Below are 18,637 nucleotides of genomic sequence, written 5' to 3' on the forward strand. Positions count from 1 at the left end.
CACCCCGGGTGCGGCGGGCGTGATCGACTCGATCATGGGGCACCGGTGCGGTGCCCCACGGAGCGGGGAGGTCGGACATGGCGCGGCTCAACGCGCTCGACGTCGGCGGGATCGAGGTCGTCGCCGTGGTGGAAGAAGGAGGTCCATGAGCGTGAACACCGCCACCGGACCGGGTGCGGGAGCAGCTGTTGGCCAGGGCGCGAACGAGGGCCGGAGCGGGAACGAGGACCAGGACTGGGTCGAGCGCGCCGCGGGCGCGCCGAGGTTGTTGTTCGTGGAGAACCGGGCGCGGGAAGGGGATCGGGCCGGCGAGCCGGACGGTTTCCGCAGCGATGCGGTCACGCAGGTGCTCATGGGCAACTCCGTCGTGCTCTTCCTGGTGCAGGAGGGAGTGGTGCTGGCGGTGCCCGGCCGGGACACCGACATCGACCGGTTCCAGCGCGAGGGCGGACTACTGGCCGCCGACCGGTTCTCCCTGGAGGAACACGGCCTCGCCGAGGACGCGCTCCGGCGCGGGACGCGGATCACCGGCATGGACGAGGTGGCCGGCTGGATCCTCGACCCGTCCGTGCGCGTGCTGTGGCACTGACGCCCCCGGCCGGTGGGGGAGCGGGTACGGGCCCCCACCGGCCGGGCGGACGGGTCACGCGCAGCCGCGCTGCCAGTTCCAGCCGATGAAGGTGCTCTTCAGCTCCACGTCGAAGGTGCAGGTCGAGGTCCCGTCGCCGTTCAGCTTCACGTACGAGTGGTGGGAGTTCGCGTAGGTGTTGCCGGACAGGTCGAAGATGCCCTTGTAGGTGAAGTCCGCGTGCGCCGCGTAGGACGCGGTGGCGGCGCCCTGCGTGCTCGACGACTTCAGGGACCAGCCCGCGTTCCACGGCTCGCGGTTCCACTCCTGGCGGGCCGTGCTGGCGGCGCCTGTGACCTGGCCGTTCGCCGCGTCCCAGGTGGAGTTCGTGTACAGGCCGGTCATCCGGATGTTGCAGCAGTCGAACATCTCGTTCCAGCTGCGGACCGTGCGAGTGGTGGCGGCGGCGGAGCCGGCGGCCGCGGCGTTCGACCCCGTGGCCTTCGCCCCCTCGGCCCGCTGGCCCGCGGCCGGTACGTAGCGGACCTCGCCCAGCACCGGCTCGCAGTCCGCGCCGATCGTGACCTGTTGCTGCACGGCCATGCCGGCGGGCGGCAGGGGCAGCGACCCGGACAGCTTCACGCCCTCGCACTTCCGGTCGGCCGGGGCCGGGGCCGAGGCGTCGGCAGGAGCCGCGACGGCGGCGGGGCCCATGAGGGCCAGCAGACCGACCGAGGCTGTGACGACGGTTGCGATGCGCATTCTTAATTCCCCTTGTTCTTCAATGAGTTCCTCGGTGCGTGAGCTTAACCACGGTTATTCGGCGGCAGGCGGGACGCTCCGATGTTGGCAGGAAGATGGCACTGAGCTGGCACGTCGTCAGATGGCGGAGCGGTGGCACCTTCATGCCAATTCCCTTGGGCGACCTTCCGGTGCGGTGCCAGAGTTTCGCGGAGAGCCGCTGTTCGGATGGCGAATGGCGATCCGGCGTGAGGTGGGGGATTCCTCGTGGGTCGTATTCCGGCGCGATCGGCCGCCGTAGCCGAGCGGGCGGCCGCGGGCAGTTCTCTGCTCGCCCGACTGTGCCTGGACGACCCGGAGTTCGAGGTCCGCATGGGCGATGCGCTGGCCGGTGCGGAGAAGAGGCTCCGGGACTGTGCCACGGACGCCCCGGACCCCAGGATCGCCGACCTCACCGGGCACCTCGCCGCCGCCGGGGGCAAGCGCATGCGTCCGGTGCTCGTGCTGCTCGGCGCCGAGTTCGGCGACCCGTGGCGGGACGGCGTGACGGACGCCGCCGTCATCGCCGAACTGGTCCACCTCTCCTCGCTCTACCACGACGACATCATGGACGAGGCCGAGACCCGGCACGGCGTGCCCAGCGCCAACGTGCGCTGGGGCAGCCGGGCCGCGGTGTTCGGCGGGGACTGGCTGCTGGCGCGCTCCGCGCAGCTCGCCGCCGGACTCGGCCCGCAGGCCCTGCGGCTGAACGCGCACACCGCCGGCCGGCTCGTGGCGGGCCAGCTGCGCGAGCTCACGGGACCCGCGCCGGACGAGGACCCGGTCGGCCACTACTTCGAGGTGGTCGCGGGCAAGACGGCCGCCCTGATGGCGATGGCCCTGGGCATCGGCGCGCTCCAGGCCGCCGCGCCCGCGCCGTACGTACGGGCCCTGACCACCTACGGGGAGCACCTCGGCGCCGCCTTCCAGATAGCCGACGACCTGCTGGACCTGGCCGCCCCGGCCGACGCCACCGGCAAGGAGCGGGGCAAGGACCTGCTCGCGGGGGTCGCGAGCCTGCCGGTCCTGCTCGCCCTCGCGGACCGTAGCCCGCAGAACGAGGAACTCCGGGTCCTGCTGGCCGCCGGCCCGGTGACCGAACCGGCCGCGCACCGCCGGGCCCTGGAGCTGTTCGCCACCGCGTCCGCCACGGCCGGGGCCGCGGCGATCATGCACCAACGGCTGGCGTTCGCCCGGGACGCGCTCGGCGTCCTGCCCCGGTGCACGGCACGCCGTGCGCTGGACGCGCTGTGCGACTTCGTCGCCTTTCGCACCACATGACAAGGACAGGGGTAGGCCATGACGATGCAGGAGAGGGTCGGCGAGCTCACGCGGATCCGTGACGAGGTCCTGGACGGCGGGGCGCAGGGCACCGCGGCGCAGCACGGCAGGGGGAAACTGACCGCGCGCGAACGCCTCGCCCTCCTCTTCGACGAGGGCTCCTTCACCGAGATCGAGCAGCTGCGGCGGCACCGCGCCACCGGCTTCGGCCTGGAGGCCAAGCGGCCCCACACGGACGGCGTGGTCACCGGGTGGGGGACGGTCGAGGGCCGTACGGTCTTCGCCTTCGCCCACGACTTCCGGATCTTCGGCGGAGCGTTGGGCGAGGCCCACGCCGCCAAGATCCACAAGGTGATGGACCTCGCCCTCGCGGCGGGGGCGCCCCTGGTCTCGCTGAACGACGGCGCGGGGGCCCGTATCCAGGAGGGCGTCAGCGCGCTCGCCGGCTACGGCGGCATCTTCCAGCGCAACACCCGCGCCTCGGGCGTGATCCCGCAGATCTCCGTGATGCTGGGCCCCTGCGCGGGCGGCGCCGCCTACAGCCCCGCGCTGACCGACTTCGTCTTCATGGTCCGCGACACCTCGCAGATGTTCATCACCGGACCGGACGTGGTGAAGGCGGTGACCGGCGAGGAGATCACCCAGAACGGACTGGGCGGCGCCGACGTCCACGCGGAGGTCTCCGGCGTCGCGCACTTCGCGTACGACGACGAGGAGAGCTGCATCGCCGAGGTGCGCTTCCTGCTCTCGATGCTGCCCGCGAACAACAAGGAGATGCCGCCCGGCACGCCCGTCGACGACCCGGTCGAACGGCGCTGCGACCGGCTGCTCGACCTGGTGCCGCTGGACGGCAGCCGCCCGTACGACATGCGGGGGGTGATCGGTGAACTGGTCGACCACGGCGAGTACATGGAGGTCCACGAGCGCTGGGCCACCAGCGTCATCACGGCGCTGGCCCGGCTCGGCGGCCAGGTCGTCGGCATCGTCGCCAACCAACCGCAGTCCTTCGCCGGGGTGCTCGACATCCGGGCGTCGGAGAAGGCCGCGCGGTTCGTGCAGATGTGCGACTCCTTCAACATCCCGCTGGTCACCCTCGTCGACGTGCCCGGCTTCCTGCCCGGCGTCGACCAGGAGCACGGCGGGATCATCCGGCACGGCGCCAAACTGCTCTACGCCTACTGCAACGCCACGGTGCCGCGGGTCCAGGTGATCCTGCGCAAGGCCTACGGCGGCGCCTACATCGTCATGGACTCCCGCTCCATCGGCTGCGACCTCTCCCTCGCCTGGCCCTCCAACGAGATCGCCGTCATGGGAGCCGAAGGCGCGGCCAACGTCGTCTTCCGGCGCCAGATCCAGGCGGCCGACGACCCCGACGCGACGCGCGCGCAGTTGGTCAAGGAGTACCAGGCCGAGCTGATGCACCCTTACTACGCGGCCGAGCGCGGCCTGGTCGACGACGTCATCGACCCGGCCGACACCCGCTCCGCGCTGATCGGGGCGCTCTCCATGCTCCGGGCCAAGCACGCCCCGCTGCCGTCCCGCAAGCACGGCAACCCCCCGATGTGAGGAGACGCGCCATGACGACGCACGCACTCGACGGACCCCTCGGTCCCACCTTGATCGAGATCATCCGCGGCGCCCCCACCTCCGAGGAGATCGCAGCGCTCGCGGCGCTGCTCACCACACTGGCGGCGGCCGTCCCGGAACCGGAGACCGGGCCCGTGCCCGCCGCCGGCTGGCACCGCACCGAGCGGATCCCGCCCGTCTCCTGGCGGTCCCGAACCTGACGTGGCCGCCCGTCTCCTGGCGGTCCCGGCCCGGCCGTGGCAGCTTGCTGCCAGCCGCGTTGCCTCCCCCCGCACACACCTTGTTAATTCAGTGGAAAGCGGCACGAACGCGCCGCGTGACCTCGGCCGCGGCCGAGTGATGGGGAGGCAGCTCGTGCGCCAGGTGGTGTTCCGGGTCCTGGGTTCCTTGGACATCAGCGCGGACGGGACACCGGTGAACCTCACGGGCGCCCGCCAGCGCACGATCATGTCCATGCTGCTGCTCGCCCCCAACCGGATCGTGTCCGTCGACACCCTCGCGGACGCCGTCTGGGACGGGAACCCGCCCGCCACCGCGCGCAACCAGATAGCCATCTGCGTCTCCGCCCTGCGCAAGACCCTCAAGGCCGCCGTCGGCGTCGAGGACGTTCTGGTCACCAGCCACCCCGGCTACATGCTCTTCGCCGCCGAACACCGCATCGACGCGGTCGAGTTCGAGGAGCTCGCCGAACTGGGGCGCGAGGCCGCCCGCGGCGGACGGGCCGAAGAGGCCTGCGGCCACTTCGGCGACGCCCTCGCCATGTGGCGCGGCCCGGCGCTGGAGGGCATCACCACGGAACGTGTCGCGGCCGGGGCCGACCGGCTCACGGAGCTGCGCCTGGACGTGTACGAGGAGCACATGGGGCTGCGCCTGCACCTGGGTCACCACCGCGACGTGATCGGCGAGCTGACCGCCTTCGTGCGCGAACACCCGCTGCGGGAGCAGGCCAAGGGGCACCTCATGCTGGCCCACTACCGCTCCGGCCGGCGGGCCGAGGCCCTGGAGACGTACCGCGAGGGCCGGCGGGTGCTCAATGACGAACTCGGCATCGACCCCGGTCCCGGTCTCCAGGAACTCCACGAGCTGGTCCTGGCCGACTCCCCGAAGCTGAACCCGCCCGTCCGGGCCGCCGTCGAGGTCCCCCCGCGCGGCGTTCCGGCCCAACTGCCCTCCGACGTCGCCTCCCACACCGGACGCGGCCCCGAGCTCGTCGCGCTCGACCGGCTCCTGGACCACCTCGACGGCCCGTCCCTGCCCGTCGGATCCGTCACGGGCATCGGCGGCGTGGGCAAGACCGCCCTCGCCGTGCACTGGGCCCACCAGGTCGGGGACCGGTTCCCGGACGGCCAGCTCTTCGCCGACCTGCGCGGCTACGACGAGGAGGCGCCGTTGCGCCCCGGGGCCGTACTGGACCGCTTCCTGCGCGCGCTCGGAGTACCGGGAGCGGAGGTCCCCGGCGACCCGAACGAGCGCGCCGCGCTCTTCCGCAGCGTCCTGGACGGCCGCCGGGTGTTGATCCTGTTGGACAACGCCCGCTCCTTCCGGCAGATCCGTCCGCTGCTGCCCGGCACCGGGCGCTGCTGCGTCCTGGTCACCAGCCGCGACCCCATGGGCGGCGCGCTGGCCGGCGACTACGCCTTCGTCCCGCTGCACCTGGGCGCCCTGGAGCAGGACGAGGCGATCGCCCTGCTCTCCCGGGTGGCGGGCGACGACCGGCTGTCCGCCGACCCCGCCGGGGCGGCCCGGCTCAGCGCGCTCTGCGACGGGCTGCCGCTCGCCCTGCGCATCGCGGCGGCCCGGCTCGCGGCCAAGCCGCACTGGCCCGTGCGCACCCTGGTCTCCCGGCTGGAGGACCAGCACCGCCGGCTCGACGAACTCAGCCCCGACGAACGCGGCGTCCGCGCGGGCCTGCGTCTGAGCTACCGCGACCTGCCGGCCGCCACCGCCCGGATGTTCCGGCTGCTCGGTGCGGCGAACCTGCCCGACTTCTCCGCCTGGGCCGGCGCCGCGCTCCTCGACATCGACCTCCTGGACGCCGAGGACCTCATCGAGGAACTCGTCGACGCGCAACTGCTCGTACCGCAGAGCGTCGCCTCCGCCGGCGGCCACGTCCGCTACCGCTTCCAGGCGCTGCCCCGGCTCTTCGCCCGGGAGGTCGCGCTCGCCGAGGAAGCGGCCGAGGAACTGCGCGCCGCGACCCGGCGGGTGGCCGGCGCCTGGCTGGGGCTCGCAGTGGCCGCCCACCGCAAGGTGTACGGGGGCGACTACACCGTCATCCACGGCCCGGCGGAGCCGCACGCCCTTCCGGACCACCTCGTGGAGAGCCTGCTGGTCGACCCCATGGAATGGTTCGAGTCCGAACGCGCCACGATCACCGCCCTGGTGGACCAGACGGCCCGGGACGGTGAATCGGCGTACGCGTGGGACATCGCGGTGACCGGGGTGACGCTCTTCCAGAACCACAACCACCTGGAGGACTGGCGCCACTGCGCGGAGCGCGCGCTCGCGGTCGCCCGCACGAGCGGCGACCGGCTGGGCGAGGCCGTGATGCTGCACTCGCTGGGAACGCTCGACATCGTCGAATGGGACTACGCGTCCGCCATCGAGCACCTCGGCCTGGCGCTGCTCCTGTTCGAGGAGCAGCGCCAGGATCGAGGACGTGCCCTGGTGCTCAGGAACCTGGCGCTGTGCGAACGCCACCGCCGCGATCTGAAGGCGGCACGAGAGCTGGGACACCAGTCGCTGGAGATCTTCCGAGCCGTCGGTGACCACTATGCGGAGGCACACGTACTGGGGCTTTTGGCCCAGATAGAACTGGAGGGAGGACAACCTCAGACGAGCCTGGTGCTGTCCTCGGAGGCGGTCGCCCGGAGCAGGGGATTGGGCACGGTCCGGGGCGAGGCACAGGGGACCGTGCGGCTCGCCGAGGCGCTGATCCACCAGGGCGACGGGCCCCGGGCGGAGGAAGCTTCCCGGCGCGCCCTGGAGCTGGTACGGGGCAGTGGCGACCGCCGCGGCGAGACCCACGCGTTGCGGACGCTGGGCGAGTCGCTGTGGCGGCAGGGGCGGTACGAGGAGGCCGAGGCGGTCCTGGGCGAGGCCCAGTTCACCGCGACGAGCGTGCCTGACCGCTACCTGGAGGCGCGAGCCGGGGCCGCACTCGGTTGCGTGCGCGGCCTGCTGGGCGACCGGGCCGGCGCCGCGGGGTCCTTCAAGTCCGCGGGTGATCTGTTCGCCCAGGTCGGAGCGCCGGCCTGGCAGGACCGGACCGAACGCCTGCTGCAACTGCTGGGCACCGGCGAACGGATGGAGTCGGGAGAGCTGTTCGCCCTGATCCAGCCCTGATCCAGCCCGGAAGGCGGGGTGGACGCGGTCAGGTCCAGGGATCGTCGGAGCCGGGGGCGGCGGGGTGACGGAGGCCGAGGAGCAACGGGTTCGACATGGTCACCTGAACCGGGGGATGAGGTGCTGCATGAGGTCCTCCTGAGATCTGCGTGACGCGTCTTCGGCCGCTGCGGACCGCGTCGTCTCGTCCTGGGGTACGGACAGGAACCTACCGACGCAGCTTTTCCCGGCGGTTTCGTATCGCTTTCGCGTGCACGAAACGGATCCGATGCCGCCGGGTAAGCACCGCGCCCTAGCGTGCCGCAGCAGGTGGCGCGCGGTCCGGAGCGGGCCCGCGGCAGGCGGAGGACGTCATGCACTTCACGGTCCTTGGAACCGTGTCGGCCCAGGTGGAAGGCCATGCGGTGGCACTGGACGGCAGTAAGCAGCGCACCGTGCTCGCCGCCCTGCTCCTGGCCCGCGGCAGGGTCATGACGGACGAGCGGCTCACCACGCTCCTCTGGGGCTGGGAGCCACCGGCCAGCAGCACCAACCAGCTCTACACGTACGTGTCCCGGCTGCGGACCCGCCTCGGCGTCCGCAACGGCCTGGAGCGGGTCGGCTCCGGCTACCGGATGGACATCGGGGACGCCGACTTCGACTGGGACGCCTTCCGGAGACTCGCCGACACGGGCCGGGCGGACCTGGCGGCGGGCCGGTACGAGGACGCCGAAAGCGGCCTGGCCGCCGCCCTCGCGCTGTGGCGCGGACCGGCCCTGACGGACGTCACCGCCCAGCTGACGGCGGCCGAGGGGCCCCGCATGGAAGAGGCCCGCCTCGGCGCGCTGGAGGACCACACCGAGGCCGCCCTCGCCCTGGGCCGGCACGCGGACACGGTCCCCACCCTGACCCGGCAGGTGGGCCGGCACGCCGTACGGGAGCGGCTGCGCGGCCAGTTGATGACCGCGCTGTTCCGCTGCGGCCGGCAGGCCGACGCACTGGCCGTCTACGAAGAGGGGCGGCGCGTCCTGGCCGAGGAACTCGGCATCGACCCGGGGCCCGAACTGCGCACACTGCGCCAGAGCGTCCTCACGGGCACCGTCCCCGCGCCGCGGGCCCCCGGGCACACGAACGCCGTCCTACCGCTCCCGCCCCCCGTCGGTCCGCCGGCCGGGCGGGGCGGATGGCCCGGTCTGGTGCCCGCGCTGCTGCCCGCCGCGCCCGGTGACTTCACCGGCCGGGAGGAGGAGACCGCCGAGATCCTCGCGGCCCTGCGCACGGGCCGGGACGCCGTCGTCACCGGGGCGCCCGGCATCGGCAAGACGGCGCTGGCCCTGCGGGCCGCGCAGCTGTGCCGCGGCGCCTTTCCGGACGGCCAGCTCTACGCCGACCTGCGCACCCCCGCCGGCGCCGCCCGCACCCCGTACGAAGTGCTCGGCTGGTTCCTGCGTGCCCTGGGCACCGAACCCGCCCGGCTGCCCGACGGTCTCGACGAGCGCGTACAGCTCTACCGGACGCTGCTCTCGGGGCGTCGCGTGCTCGTCGTCCTCGACGACGCGGACGACGACGACCAGGTGCGTCCGCTGCTGCCGGGCGGAGACAGCCGCACCGTCGTCACCGGCACCCGCCCACCACTGGCCTCGCTCGCGGGGACCCGGCTGCTGCGCCCCGCCCCGTTGACGCCCCCGCAGGCGTTGGCGCTGCTGGCATCGGTGGAGGGAGCGGGCCGCATCGCGCGGGACCCGCGGTCGGGTGCGCGGATCGCCGAGTTCTGCGACCGGCTTCCGCTGGCCCTGCGCATCGCGGGTGCGCGGCTCGCCGCCCGTCCCCAGTGGACGGCCGCCCACCTCGCGGCCCGGCTGGAGCCCGAAGGGCGCAGGCTGGACGAGCTCCGGCTGGGCAGCCTGGACGTACGGGCCGCCCTCACCAGGGCCGTCGACCGGCTGCCGCCCGATGTCCGCGGAGCCTTCGACGCCCTGGTGGGAACGGGCCGCACGCGGGTGACGGTCGCCGAGGTGGCCGGCTCGCTGGGGACCGGGACCGAGGAGGCCGAGGCACTGCTGGACCACCTGACCGACGCGTGCCTGCTGGAAGGGTGGAGCGTCGCCGGTGACCCCTGGTCGCACTACCGCTGCACGCCGCTGGTCCGGCTGCTCGTCCGGGAGCGCGGCCGTCCCGCGCTCGTCGCCTGAGGCCGCTCGGCCCCGCGGCTCAGCCGCAGCCCCCCGCGTGGCCCGCGTCGAGCCCGTACAGCTCGGCGGGGACGCGGGAATCCTGGGCATCGGACATGAGCGCGGTGAGCTTCTCGACGTAGTCCGCGAGCAGGGCGGCCCAGGGCGCGGCGCTGTCGCGCAGCAGGATCTCGTGATGCCTCGACGCCCGCTGTTCGATCTCCGTCAGGAAACTCAGCACGTCGGGCGCCTTGAGCGGGGTGATCTCGCTTTCGAACATCTCTGCTCCCGTGTCACCAGGACCTCATACGGGTCCCGCACGGACACAGGCTCGGCGCCACCGATAGCCGAAAACATGCGTGGTTCTGTACCGCCCGGCCCGGCCCCGGGCGGCCCTGTACAGATTCCGTACAGACGGCCGCGGCGGTCGCCGCGGGCAACGGCTGCATGAAGCTGCCACGTTCCACCGACCCCGCGCGAGATCGGCCTAGGGTGGCCCGCGACCTACCGAGGGAGCACCTTCATGACCCGATTGGCCGACGGCGCGATCGACGACATCTCCCTGACGCTCATCATCCTCGCGACCGCGGCGGTCCTGGCGGGCATCGTCTTCGGTGTGTCCACGGCCTCCCGCCGGTTGCTCGGCATCAGGGTCGGCCCGGTGCGCGCCTTGTGTGCCGGACTGGCGGGGGTGGCGACCCTGGCCGTCCTCGAACAGGCGATGGGCGACACCCAGGACGGGAGCGCGCTCTCCACCATCCAGATTCCGCTGGCCCTCCTCGCCGCGATGGCCGTCCTCGTGTTCGTCGAGGTGTTCCTCCCGTACGGCAGCTGGTCGAGGCCGCTCCAGGCGCTGCGCGGGATGGGCGACCGGATGCGTCGTGCACGCCGCTACTCCCAGGTCAGCCGCATCTTCATGCGGCACGGCCTGAGCCGGATGCTGCGGGGCCGGGTGGCCTGGGAACGGGCTCTGCGGCCGGGCGAGTTCGGCGAGCAGTCGGCCCGATCCGCCCGGCTGGCGCTGGAGGAGTGCGGCGGAGCGCTCATCAAGATCGGGCAGCTGATGTCCACCCGGCGGGACCTGCTGCCCCCGCACTTCATCGACGAACTGAGCCGACTTCAGAGCAACGTGCCCCCGGCGCCGTGGCCCGAGGTGGAGGCGGTCCTCCACAAGGAACTCGGCAAGCCGGTCGCCGACGTGTTCGAGTGGATCGAGCACAAGCCGCTGGCCGCGGCCTCGATCGCCCAGGTGCACAAGGCCCGACTGCTGGGCGGCCCGACCGTGGTCGTCAAGGTGCAGCGGCCCGGCATCCGGGAGACGGTCGAGCGCGACCTCGACATCGTCATGGCCATCAGCCGGAGCCTGGAGAGCCGGACGCGTTCGGCGCAGACCTTGGGCTTGCGCGAACTGGGCGACGGGTTCGCCGCATCGGTGCGCGAGGAGCTGGACTTCTGCATCGAGGCCCGCAATTCGACTGCCGTGGCCTCGGCCAGCGGGGGATTGGAGCCCGATGCGCCCGTACGCATCCCGCGGGTGTACTACGGGCACACCTCGGCCCGGGTCCTGGTGCAGGAATGGCTGGAGGGAGTGACCCTGGACCGGGCCGGACCGGTCGCCGACCGGGCGGGTCTGGACCGGGAGGAGCTCGCCCGTACCGCCTTCACCGCCGTCCTTCACCAGATCCTGCGGGTGGGCGTCTTCCACGCGGACCCCCACCCGGGCAACATGCTGCTGCTGGAGGACGGGCGGATCGGGCTGCTCGACTTCGGCTCCGTGGGCCGCACCGACCCCTCGATCCGGCTCGCGATCCAGGAGCTGCTGGTGGCCGTGGACCGCGGGGACCCCGCGGGACTGCACGACGCGCTGCTCATGCTGCTGGGGACGCGGGCCACCACCCACGAGGACCTGATGCCCGACACGGCCCTGCTGGAGCGGGAGTTGGGCCGCTTCATGGCCCGCCACCTGGGAGTGGGCGCGCAGCCGGACACCGAGATGTTCACGGCGCTCTTCCGGATGCTCTCCAGGTTCGGCCTGGCCGTTCCGCCCGAGGTCGCGGCCGTCTTCCGCGCGCTCGCCACGATCGAGGGCACGCTCACCCAACTCGCCCCCGGATTCAACCTCCTGGACGAGGCCCGGGGATTCGCCGTCGCGATGCTCATGGACCGGCTCACCTTCGGCGCGGCGAAGGGCAGGCCGAAACCGGGAAGGGGAGAGGGCGAGGGCGGCGGGGGCTCGGGGGGCTTCGGTGTCCCCGACCTCTCGGCCCTGGCCCACGGCGCGGCCCAGGAGGTGCTCTCCGTCCTGCCGATGCTCCGCCGGCTGCCCCGCAGGGCCGAGCGCATCAGCGCCTCACTGGAGGAGGGCCGGCTCGGGGTGCGGGTCCGGGTGCTCGCCGACGAACGGGAGCGGCGCTTCGTCTCGGGTCTCATCCACCAGATGACGGTCACCCTGCTGGCCGCCTGCACCGGGCTGATGGGCGTGGTGCTGGTGGTGTTCGGCACCGACCGGGGACCGCGCCTGACCGGGAAGCTCGAACTCTTCCCGCTCCTCGGCTACCACACGCTCACGGTGAGCGCGATCCTCATGCTGCGGGCGCTGTACACGGCGATGCGCCGCCCCACCTGACCGGCGCGACGGCCGGCCGGCCCCTCAGGAGCTGCCGCCTCCTCGCACCGGCGCATGAGGCCGCTGTGACGGCCCCGGGGTTTCGCGTCCAGTGCGGTGTGACGCTCGCCGACCTCGTCAGGGAGTAGCCCCGACCCGCAGGGCGCCGGCCGGGGCGGTCTTCAGACTGGGCTGTTCGCCTTCTCCGTGGCGCCGCCACCGCGGCATGCCAGGCAAGGCTCGCTGTACACCACGCGACGTTCGCCATCGACGAGGATGACCCGCTGGACACCTCGACATGCTCCGCAGCCACCGATGCCCTTGCTGCGACGGTTGGGGATTCTTCCCTTCCGGCGCAGCTCCTGGAGGTGGTTGACCAGCGGACCGTAGTCGGGGCTCTGCCACTCGCTCATAGCAGATCAGCCGAGCGCGACCGACTAGTTCGGGTGGGCCTGGAGGATGAGGCAGTGCCAGCCCTCGTCGACGGTCCGTGATGGCCGCATGCTGCCGGGGGACTGCGCGGCGGCGGCAACGAACTTGAGGGCCTCCAGCGTGACGCCGGCGGCGTCCGTGGAGCTGATGTCCGGGTTGTTGCTGGAGACCGTCGCGACGACGCCCTCGAACTCCGCTGTGCTCAGGAGCGAGCGGGCGTCCCTGGCGATTGTGGTCTCGATGGTGGTACTCATGCGGTGGTGCCTCCTTGTGAGATGGGAGGTGCTGTGACCCGCTCCGGTCGCGGTCCTGGAAGATGCGCGGCCTGCGCGGGGGTCAGTGGGTGCCGATCACGATCACGGCGAGAATGCCGAGGACGATCAGCACGTACAGGGCCTGGCGCGGCCACTCGTTCACCGGGTGGCCTGTCGCGCGCGTCGCCGGGCCTGGTGCTGCTCTTCTTCGAGGAGCAGGTCCCGCGTCGCTCGCGCGAGGGCGGCGACCTGTGCCCACCCGGCGCTGAGCCGGACCGCGGTGTCCCATGCGGCGATCGCCCGGACAGCCTCGGGTGTCCGGCGGCCCTGGGCCTGGAAGTGAAAGCACTTCACCCCGTGGGCGACGAGCCCGCCCTCGTTGAGGAAGTACGCGATCCAGACCGCAGTGAGTGCCTTATCAGGTTGCTCCTCGACGTGGCTGAGTACGTCTTCGATGCCCTTGTGGAGCCGTTCCTCGCGGGTCACCGCTCGTCCGTGCGCAACGGCTTGCACGACGGGTCACGGATGTCGTGCGTCCAGCTGGTGGGCCGGGCGCCGGAAGCCGAGTGCGGGGTGAACTCGTGCCCGCCGGCCTTGATGGGGCGGCCACAGAAGGCACAGATCTGCCCGACGGCCGGCGCCGTGGCGCTCACGCCTGCTCCAGGGTGCCGGGCGCCGCGGTGAACTCCAGGCCGTCGGCTCCGCGGACGTACGCGGTCCGCGTGTACTTCTGCTCACCGGCGACCGTGCCGACGAACTCTTCGACGACGGCCATCAGCTCGCCCTCACGCTCCGATTTCGGGTCGCGGACCTGCTGGTGCAAGAGACTGTGATCGACATGACCGAAGATCTCTTTTGGTCCGCCCTCGCGTACTTCCATCCCGGTCTCCTACCGCAGTTCGTCAGCGCCTCATGTGCTCGTAGGTGGATGATGTCCGTGCACGCAGACGGGCAGATAGGCCATCGCGTGGCCATCGTTGGCCACGTAGCGGCCACGGCCGAGGACAGACGCGATGACACCTCACACTGGGGCCATGGGCCACCGAAACGACGCTCTGCGGGCCGCCCGGCTTCGCGCGGGCTGGCGCAGCATGGATGACGCAGCCGAGAAGCTCAGCCTCCATGGACAGCGGCTCCTCGACGACCGCTCCTACACAGTGGCTGCACGAACCTGGCGGCGCTGGGAAGGAACCCGGCCCGGATGGCCGTCAGAGGAAACCGCGCTGGTCCTCCACGACGCGCTCGGCCGGTGGCCAGAGGACTTGGGATTCACGGCGCCCGCTGGGTGGATCCGACCCGAGGCACACCACGAGGACGACATGAAGCGCCGAACCTTCGTCAACGTCACCGCCGCCGCGCTCATGCCCGGCCCTGTTGCCACCCAGCACGTCGACCCGGCCCTCATCGACTACTTCCAGCAACAGTTGGAGGGGCACTACCGCGCGGACATGTTCCTCGGCCCGCACGATCTCATCGGCACCGTCAGCGCGCAGTACCAGCTCATCGACAAGCTCGTCCGCTCGGCGTCGGGCCAGACTCGATGCGGTCTACTGCGGGTTGGAGCCGCGTACGCAGCGCTCGTCGGCTGGCTCTACCAGGACGCCGGTGACCTCGGCGCAGCCACGTTCTGGCGGGGGATAACGCAGGAAATCGCCGCCCGGTCCCGGGACCCACACCTCGTCGGCTACTCCCTTGTGAACCTCGCGCAGGTCCGCACCGACCTGGGGGACGGGCACGGTGTCATCGACCTGTGCGAGGCAGCCCTCGACGGCGACCGCGTGTTGCCCAAGGTGCAGATCATGGCGATGCAGCAGCAGGCCCACGGCGCGAGCCTCACCGGGGACCGGAGCGCCGTCGACCGCCTCATCGACGCCGCGGGAGGGCTCATCTCCCGCGTGGATGACGACCTGCCCTGGGGTAACGCCTGCCGGCGCACCCCGGGCTACCTTGAGGTTCAGCGGGCCACGTGCTACGGCCGTCTCGGGCTCGGGCGGGAGGCCGAGGCCCTGTGGTCGCAGGTACTCGACGCGGTGCCCGCGAGTGCCCGCCGCGATCGAGGCGTGTACCTCGCCCGGCACGCCACGGCGGCGGCCGGGGCCCGGGAGCCGGAGCACGCGGTAGAGATCGCCCGCGCCGCTGCCGAGATCGCGGCAGAGACCGGGTCCGCCCGCATGCTGCGTGAACTGCGCGGCCTGGAGCGGGCCATGCGGCCATGGCACGATGCCCCGGTAGGCCGGGACCTTGCCGAGATCCTGGCGCCCGTGACTGAGGGGAGCTGACATGGGCGTACCAACGCCGCTGTCCGACGAGGCGATCGCCGAGCACTTGACGGGGTTGCCGGGGTGGGAGCGGAAGGGCGACGAGATCACCCGTACGTACGAGATTCGCTACCACGCGGCGGTGGCCGCGATCGTGACCATCGCCGACCGATCCCGACGCGTCCAGCACCACGCCGACCTCGATCTCCGAATCGACCACCTGCGGGCGTCGATCACCACGCACGATGCCGGCCACCGCCTCACAGCGGCCGACTTCGACCTTGCGCACCGCATCGACGCGATCGTCGCCGCTCATCAGGCGCTTCCGCTGAACTGAGTCCGGACACGCAGAAGTCGCCTCCTCTCAGCCCGAAGGCTCAGAGGGGGCGTTGTGCTGCTGGGGTGGGTTAGCACACGCCGTACCACTGCGAGGCCCAGCCAGTGGAAATGATCGATGTGACCTGCTGCGTCAGGTCGAGGGTGTTGGGGAGCGTGGTTTGCGCGGTGAGCATGTTCGAGTACCGCAACCGCGGCCGCGACGAGCCCACAGTTCACCGTGATACCGGCCCCGGTCGCCTTGAACGTCAAGCTGTTGGTGGTCCACGTGCCGTTGAGTAACATCGCCACGTAGTACTCGCCGGGCGCCGCAGTGAACGGGGCGACGAGGTCGACGGACTTGCCGGTCGCGCCGGACATGAGCGTCGTGGAGATGTCGGCGGTGACGCCCACGAGCGTGCCCGAGCTGTTGTAGACGCCCAGGTAGCAGTTCGTGAGCGTCGCGCCGCTGTCCACACCCGCGAGCCCGAACCACAGCTTCGACCAGGTGATCGACTTGCGCATTTGCACCTTCACCAGCGTCACCCGGCCCGCGACACCCCCGCTCGACTGCGCCGTGACGTGCCCAGCGTCGTTCGGGTCCCCAGTCCACGCCAGAAGCCCCTGATCGGACGGCAGCGGGTACGCCTGGGCCAGGTCGATCCCCGACGCCGACGTGCTGGTGCGGGTCTCGCCCGAACCGTGGTGAACGTCCGTCGACCTATCCGACAGCCTGCCGATGCAGCTCAAGCAGGCGATCGATCGGGAGGCGCAGAGCCCTGCCGATGGCGGCAACCGTCGCTGCGGATGGCACGGGCCTGCCGGTGGCGAAGGCCTCATGCACGGTGGTCCTTCCCAGGCCAGTGCGTGCCGCGAGCTGGGTCTTGGTCATGCGTATCTCCGCCAGAGCAGTAGCCAACAAGATCCGTAGCTGCTCCAACGCTTCCGCGTCAGGTACCCGAGCGGGATCCGGCTGGCGAACTACAGGCGTGACCTCGGCCTCCACGACGTTCACGGGTATCCGGCTCCGCATAGCAGCCAGCTGTTCCTCGACGTCGCGCCGCAGCTTCTGCCACTCGGGGATGCCCTTCTCCCCCCGCGGATGCCAGGCGGACACCATCGCGCACAGCGTGTTCATCGATGCCAATCGAGTCCCATTGAGCGCGGCGTAGATCGCCGTCCTACTCGTTTCCCACGTGCCGGTGGCCACCTTGTCGATGCTGAGCTCCCGAGCCGCTTGACTGCCGCCGGCTCGCGCGGTGGCGTTGTCCCGCAGTTCACATAGTTGCTCGGCGAACCCGCCCAGCGGGTGTGAGCGATCGATCGTGCGTCGCCGATTCGGCACGGATCCCCCTCGACGAACGGCAGGCCAAGTCCCGGGAAGTCCCGCTTGGTTCCGGCTGGTTCCCGATTCTGAACAGTGTGCTCCCCAGCGTGCTGACATGGAAGCGGCCCGCCGGATGGCGTCCGACCAACACCGACGGGCCACTCAGGATCCATCCTTGAGAGGGGACCCAGATGCCCAACGCTACGCGCCAGTCAAGCCCTGAGGCCAGGACAAGCGTCTCCCTGCAGCTTGTCGGGCAGGCCGTCCGTGGAGTCTTCGCCGGCGCTTCCCGCGCCGTCGCCGAGCGGCTGATCAAGCTGTTCTCGGAGTAGGCGAACACCCTCCCGGCTGCGGGATCCGCGCTGCAGTCGGGAGGGTTGCCCCTCGGGAGGTGCTCGCGACCGAGGCCGCACAGCCGCCTGCGGATACGGCGGTCAGAGGTGGACGGGCAGCGCCTCCAGCGGGCGGACCACCACGTTCTGCTGGTAGCGCAGTTCCGCGGGATCGACGGCGAGGCGGACGTCCGGGAACCGCTCGAAGAGCCGGCGGGCGGCGATCTCGGTGATGACCTTCGCCATGTGGGCTCCCGAGCAGTAGTGGATGCCGAAGCCGAAGCTGAGGTGCGCGGGCTTGTGGCGGTCGAGGTCCAGGCGGTCGGGGTGGTCCGGGAACTGCTCCTCGTCACGGTTGGTCGACATCACGCTGATGATGACGACCTCGCCCGAGGGGATCGTCACCCCGCCGAGTTCGACCGGTTCGGTCGTCACGCGCTGGAGGGCGTTGCTGATGGGGCTGACGTAGCGGATCAGTTCGTCCATCGACTTGCCCCAGCGGGCCGGCGAGGCCAACAGCTCGGCCCGCTGCGCCGGGTGGGTCAGCAGCGCCGAGATCACACCGCCGACCAGGCTGGCGGTGGTGTCGTTGCCGCCCGTCATCAGGGCGAAGCCGGTCGAGAGGATCTCGGTGGGGGTCAGCCGCCGTTCCGGGGCCGCGTGGATCAGGGCGGACAGCAGGTCCTCGCCCCCCTCCCGTTCCTTCCGCGCGATCAGCTCCGCCATGAAGGAGGAGAGCTCCTGGATGTTGGCGTCCAGGACCCCCGAGCCGTCGGTGGGCGAGTAGCTGCGCAGCGCGGCCGACCAGCGCAGGAAGTCGGGCCAGGCCGAGGCGGGTACGCCCATCAGCTCGGCGATGGTGATGACCGGCAGCGGGTCGGCGTAGCCGGTGATCAGGTCCGGGACCGGCCCTGCCACCAGAGCGTCCAGGAGCTCGTCGGCGATCTGTTCCACCTTCGGGCGCAGCGCTTCGGCCCGGCGCGGGGTGAACGCGAAGCTGATGGCGCGCCGGAGCGGGGTGTGCCGGGGCGGCTCGACGTTGGCGAGGTGGTTGGCCTCCTCCGCGGGCGGCGTCAGCAGGCGGCCCGACCGCTGCGACATCAGCCGGAAGTGCACGTGGATGTCGCGGCTCAGCCGCGGGTCGGCGAGCGCGGCCTTGGCGTCCTCGTACCGCGTCACCACCCAGGCGCGGCCGCCGCCGGGCATGGACAGCTCGCGCACGGGACTCTCGCGGCGCACGTACTCCAGCACCGGAAAGGGGTTCTGGGTGAAGTCGTTGGTGAGCATCCAGAACTTGGAAAGTGCCCTGGTGCCAGTCATATCCGTCCTCCGTGCCCTAGGCGCCGGCGGCTGCCCTTTCTCGGGACGTTATGGCGCTCCCGCGCTCGGCGCAGGCCCGATCT

The 18,637-nt window shown here is 71.6% G+C and carries 18 protein-coding genes; 9 read left to right on the forward strand and 9 right to left on the reverse strand.

The window, feature by feature from the left end:
• The first annotated feature begins 145 nt into the window (after positions 1-145).
• Positions 146-589, forward strand: coding sequence for a hypothetical protein (locus ACIQWR_RS20515; protein WP_404011324.1), 444 nt, complete (start codon positions 146-148; stop codon positions 587-589).
• Positions 590-643: 54 nt separating this feature from the next.
• On the opposite strand, the gene ACIQWR_RS20520 is transcribed toward ACIQWR_RS20515, so the two are convergent.
• On the reverse strand, positions 644-1,330 hold the full coding sequence (locus ACIQWR_RS20520; protein WP_404011325.1) for a hypothetical protein: 687 nt from the start codon (positions 1,328-1,330) through the stop codon (positions 644-646).
• 246 nt (positions 1,331-1,576) lie between these two features.
• Between ACIQWR_RS20520 and ACIQWR_RS20525 the strand changes: the two genes are divergently transcribed.
• The 5 genes from ACIQWR_RS20525 to ACIQWR_RS20545 all read left to right on the forward strand — a co-directional run bounded on the left by ACIQWR_RS20525 (position 1,577) and on the right by ACIQWR_RS20545 (position 9,732).
• Complete coding sequence (locus ACIQWR_RS20525; protein WP_404011327.1) at positions 1,577-2,629, forward strand: polyprenyl synthetase family protein; 1,053 nt, start codon at positions 1,577-1,579, stop codon at positions 2,627-2,629.
• Between the two features lie 24 nt (positions 2,630-2,653).
• Positions 2,654-4,195, forward strand: a complete 1,542-nt coding sequence (locus ACIQWR_RS20530; RefSeq protein WP_404011473.1) for an acyl-CoA carboxylase subunit beta — start codon at positions 2,654-2,656, stop codon at positions 4,193-4,195.
• An 11-nt stretch (positions 4,196-4,206) separates the two neighbouring features.
• Positions 4,207-4,416 carry an acyl-CoA carboxylase epsilon subunit gene (locus ACIQWR_RS20535; RefSeq protein WP_404011330.1) on the forward strand — a complete coding sequence of 70 codons (210 nt, stop codon included), beginning with the start codon at positions 4,207-4,209 and terminating at the stop codon, positions 4,414-4,416.
• Positions 4,417-4,570: 154 nt separating this feature from the next.
• The gene (locus ACIQWR_RS20540) at positions 4,571-7,561 is read left to right on the forward strand and encodes a BTAD domain-containing putative transcriptional regulator (RefSeq protein ID WP_404011333.1); all 2,991 of its coding nucleotides are present in this window, start codon (positions 4,571-4,573) and stop codon (positions 7,559-7,561) included.
• A gap of 353 nt (positions 7,562-7,914) precedes the next feature.
• Entirely contained in the window at positions 7,915-9,732 is a 1,818-nt protein-coding gene (locus ACIQWR_RS20545; protein ID WP_404011336.1) for a BTAD domain-containing putative transcriptional regulator, read from the forward strand.
• 19 nt (positions 9,733-9,751) lie between these two features.
• Here ACIQWR_RS20545 and ACIQWR_RS20550 read toward each other — a convergent pair whose 3' ends face one another.
• A complete protein-coding gene (locus tag ACIQWR_RS20550) occupies positions 9,752-9,991 on the reverse strand; it encodes a DUF6269 family protein (RefSeq protein ID WP_404011339.1) in 240 nt (79 codons plus the stop codon).
• 243 nt (positions 9,992-10,234) lie between these two features.
• Here ACIQWR_RS20550 and ACIQWR_RS20555 point away from each other — a divergent pair, with 243 nt between their 5' ends.
• Complete coding sequence (locus ACIQWR_RS20555) at positions 10,235-12,337, forward strand: ABC1 kinase family protein (RefSeq protein ID WP_404011341.1); 2,103 nt, start codon at positions 10,235-10,237, stop codon at positions 12,335-12,337.
• 416 nt (positions 12,338-12,753) lie between these two features.
• On the opposite strand, the gene ACIQWR_RS20560 is transcribed toward ACIQWR_RS20555, so the two are convergent.
• The 4 genes from ACIQWR_RS20560 to ACIQWR_RS20575 form a co-directional block, all read right to left on the reverse strand.
• Positions 12,754-13,002: a hypothetical protein gene (locus ACIQWR_RS20560; protein WP_404011344.1), complete on the reverse strand. Its 249-nt coding sequence runs from the start codon at positions 13,000-13,002 to the stop codon at positions 12,754-12,756.
• 159 nt (positions 13,003-13,161) lie between these two features.
• Complete coding sequence (locus tag ACIQWR_RS20565) at positions 13,162-13,488, reverse strand: hypothetical protein (RefSeq protein WP_404011347.1); 327 nt, start codon at positions 13,486-13,488, stop codon at positions 13,162-13,164.
• Positions 13,485-13,655: a hypothetical protein gene (locus ACIQWR_RS20570; RefSeq protein WP_404011350.1), complete on the reverse strand. Its 171-nt coding sequence runs from the start codon at positions 13,653-13,655 to the stop codon at positions 13,485-13,487. The genes ACIQWR_RS20565 and ACIQWR_RS20570 overlap by 4 nt, the downstream gene beginning before the upstream one ends.
• Positions 13,652-13,882: a hypothetical protein gene (locus ACIQWR_RS20575; RefSeq protein ID WP_404011351.1), complete on the reverse strand. Its 231-nt coding sequence runs from the start codon at positions 13,880-13,882 to the stop codon at positions 13,652-13,654. The genes ACIQWR_RS20570 and ACIQWR_RS20575 overlap by 4 nt, the downstream gene beginning before the upstream one ends.
• A 439-nt stretch (positions 13,883-14,321) precedes the next feature.
• Between ACIQWR_RS20575 and ACIQWR_RS20580 the strand changes: the two genes are divergently transcribed.
• The gene (locus tag ACIQWR_RS20580; protein WP_404011353.1) at positions 14,322-15,281 is read left to right on the forward strand and encodes a Twin-arginine translocation pathway signal; all 960 of its coding nucleotides are present in this window, start codon (positions 14,322-14,324) and stop codon (positions 15,279-15,281) included.
• Between the two features lies 1 nt (position 15,282).
• The gene (locus ACIQWR_RS20585; RefSeq protein WP_404011355.1) at positions 15,283-15,597 is read left to right on the forward strand and encodes a 4a-hydroxytetrahydrobiopterin dehydratase; all 315 of its coding nucleotides are present in this window, start codon (positions 15,283-15,285) and stop codon (positions 15,595-15,597) included.
• Here ACIQWR_RS20585 and ACIQWR_RS20590 read toward each other — a convergent pair.
• The 3 genes from ACIQWR_RS20590 to ACIQWR_RS20600 form a co-directional block, all read right to left on the reverse strand.
• Entirely contained in the window at positions 15,576-16,325 is a 750-nt protein-coding gene (locus ACIQWR_RS20590; RefSeq protein WP_404011358.1) for a hypothetical protein, read from the reverse strand. The genes ACIQWR_RS20585 and ACIQWR_RS20590 overlap by 22 nt on opposite strands.
• Positions 16,297-16,920 (reverse strand): hypothetical protein, encoded by a 624-nt coding sequence (locus tag ACIQWR_RS20595; RefSeq protein WP_404011361.1) that lies wholly within the window; start codon positions 16,918-16,920, stop codon positions 16,297-16,299. The genes ACIQWR_RS20590 and ACIQWR_RS20595 overlap by 29 nt, the downstream gene beginning before the upstream one ends.
• Positions 16,921-17,336: 416 nt before the next feature.
• Complete coding sequence (locus ACIQWR_RS20600) at positions 17,337-18,554, reverse strand: cytochrome P450 (protein ID WP_404011364.1); 1,218 nt, start codon at positions 18,552-18,554, stop codon at positions 17,337-17,339.
• Positions 18,555-18,637 lie beyond the last annotated feature (83 nt).

It is taken from the genome of Streptomyces sp. NPDC098789, assembly GCF_044759975.1.
Taxonomy (GTDB): domain Bacteria; phylum Actinomycetota; class Actinomycetes; order Streptomycetales; family Streptomycetaceae; genus Streptomyces.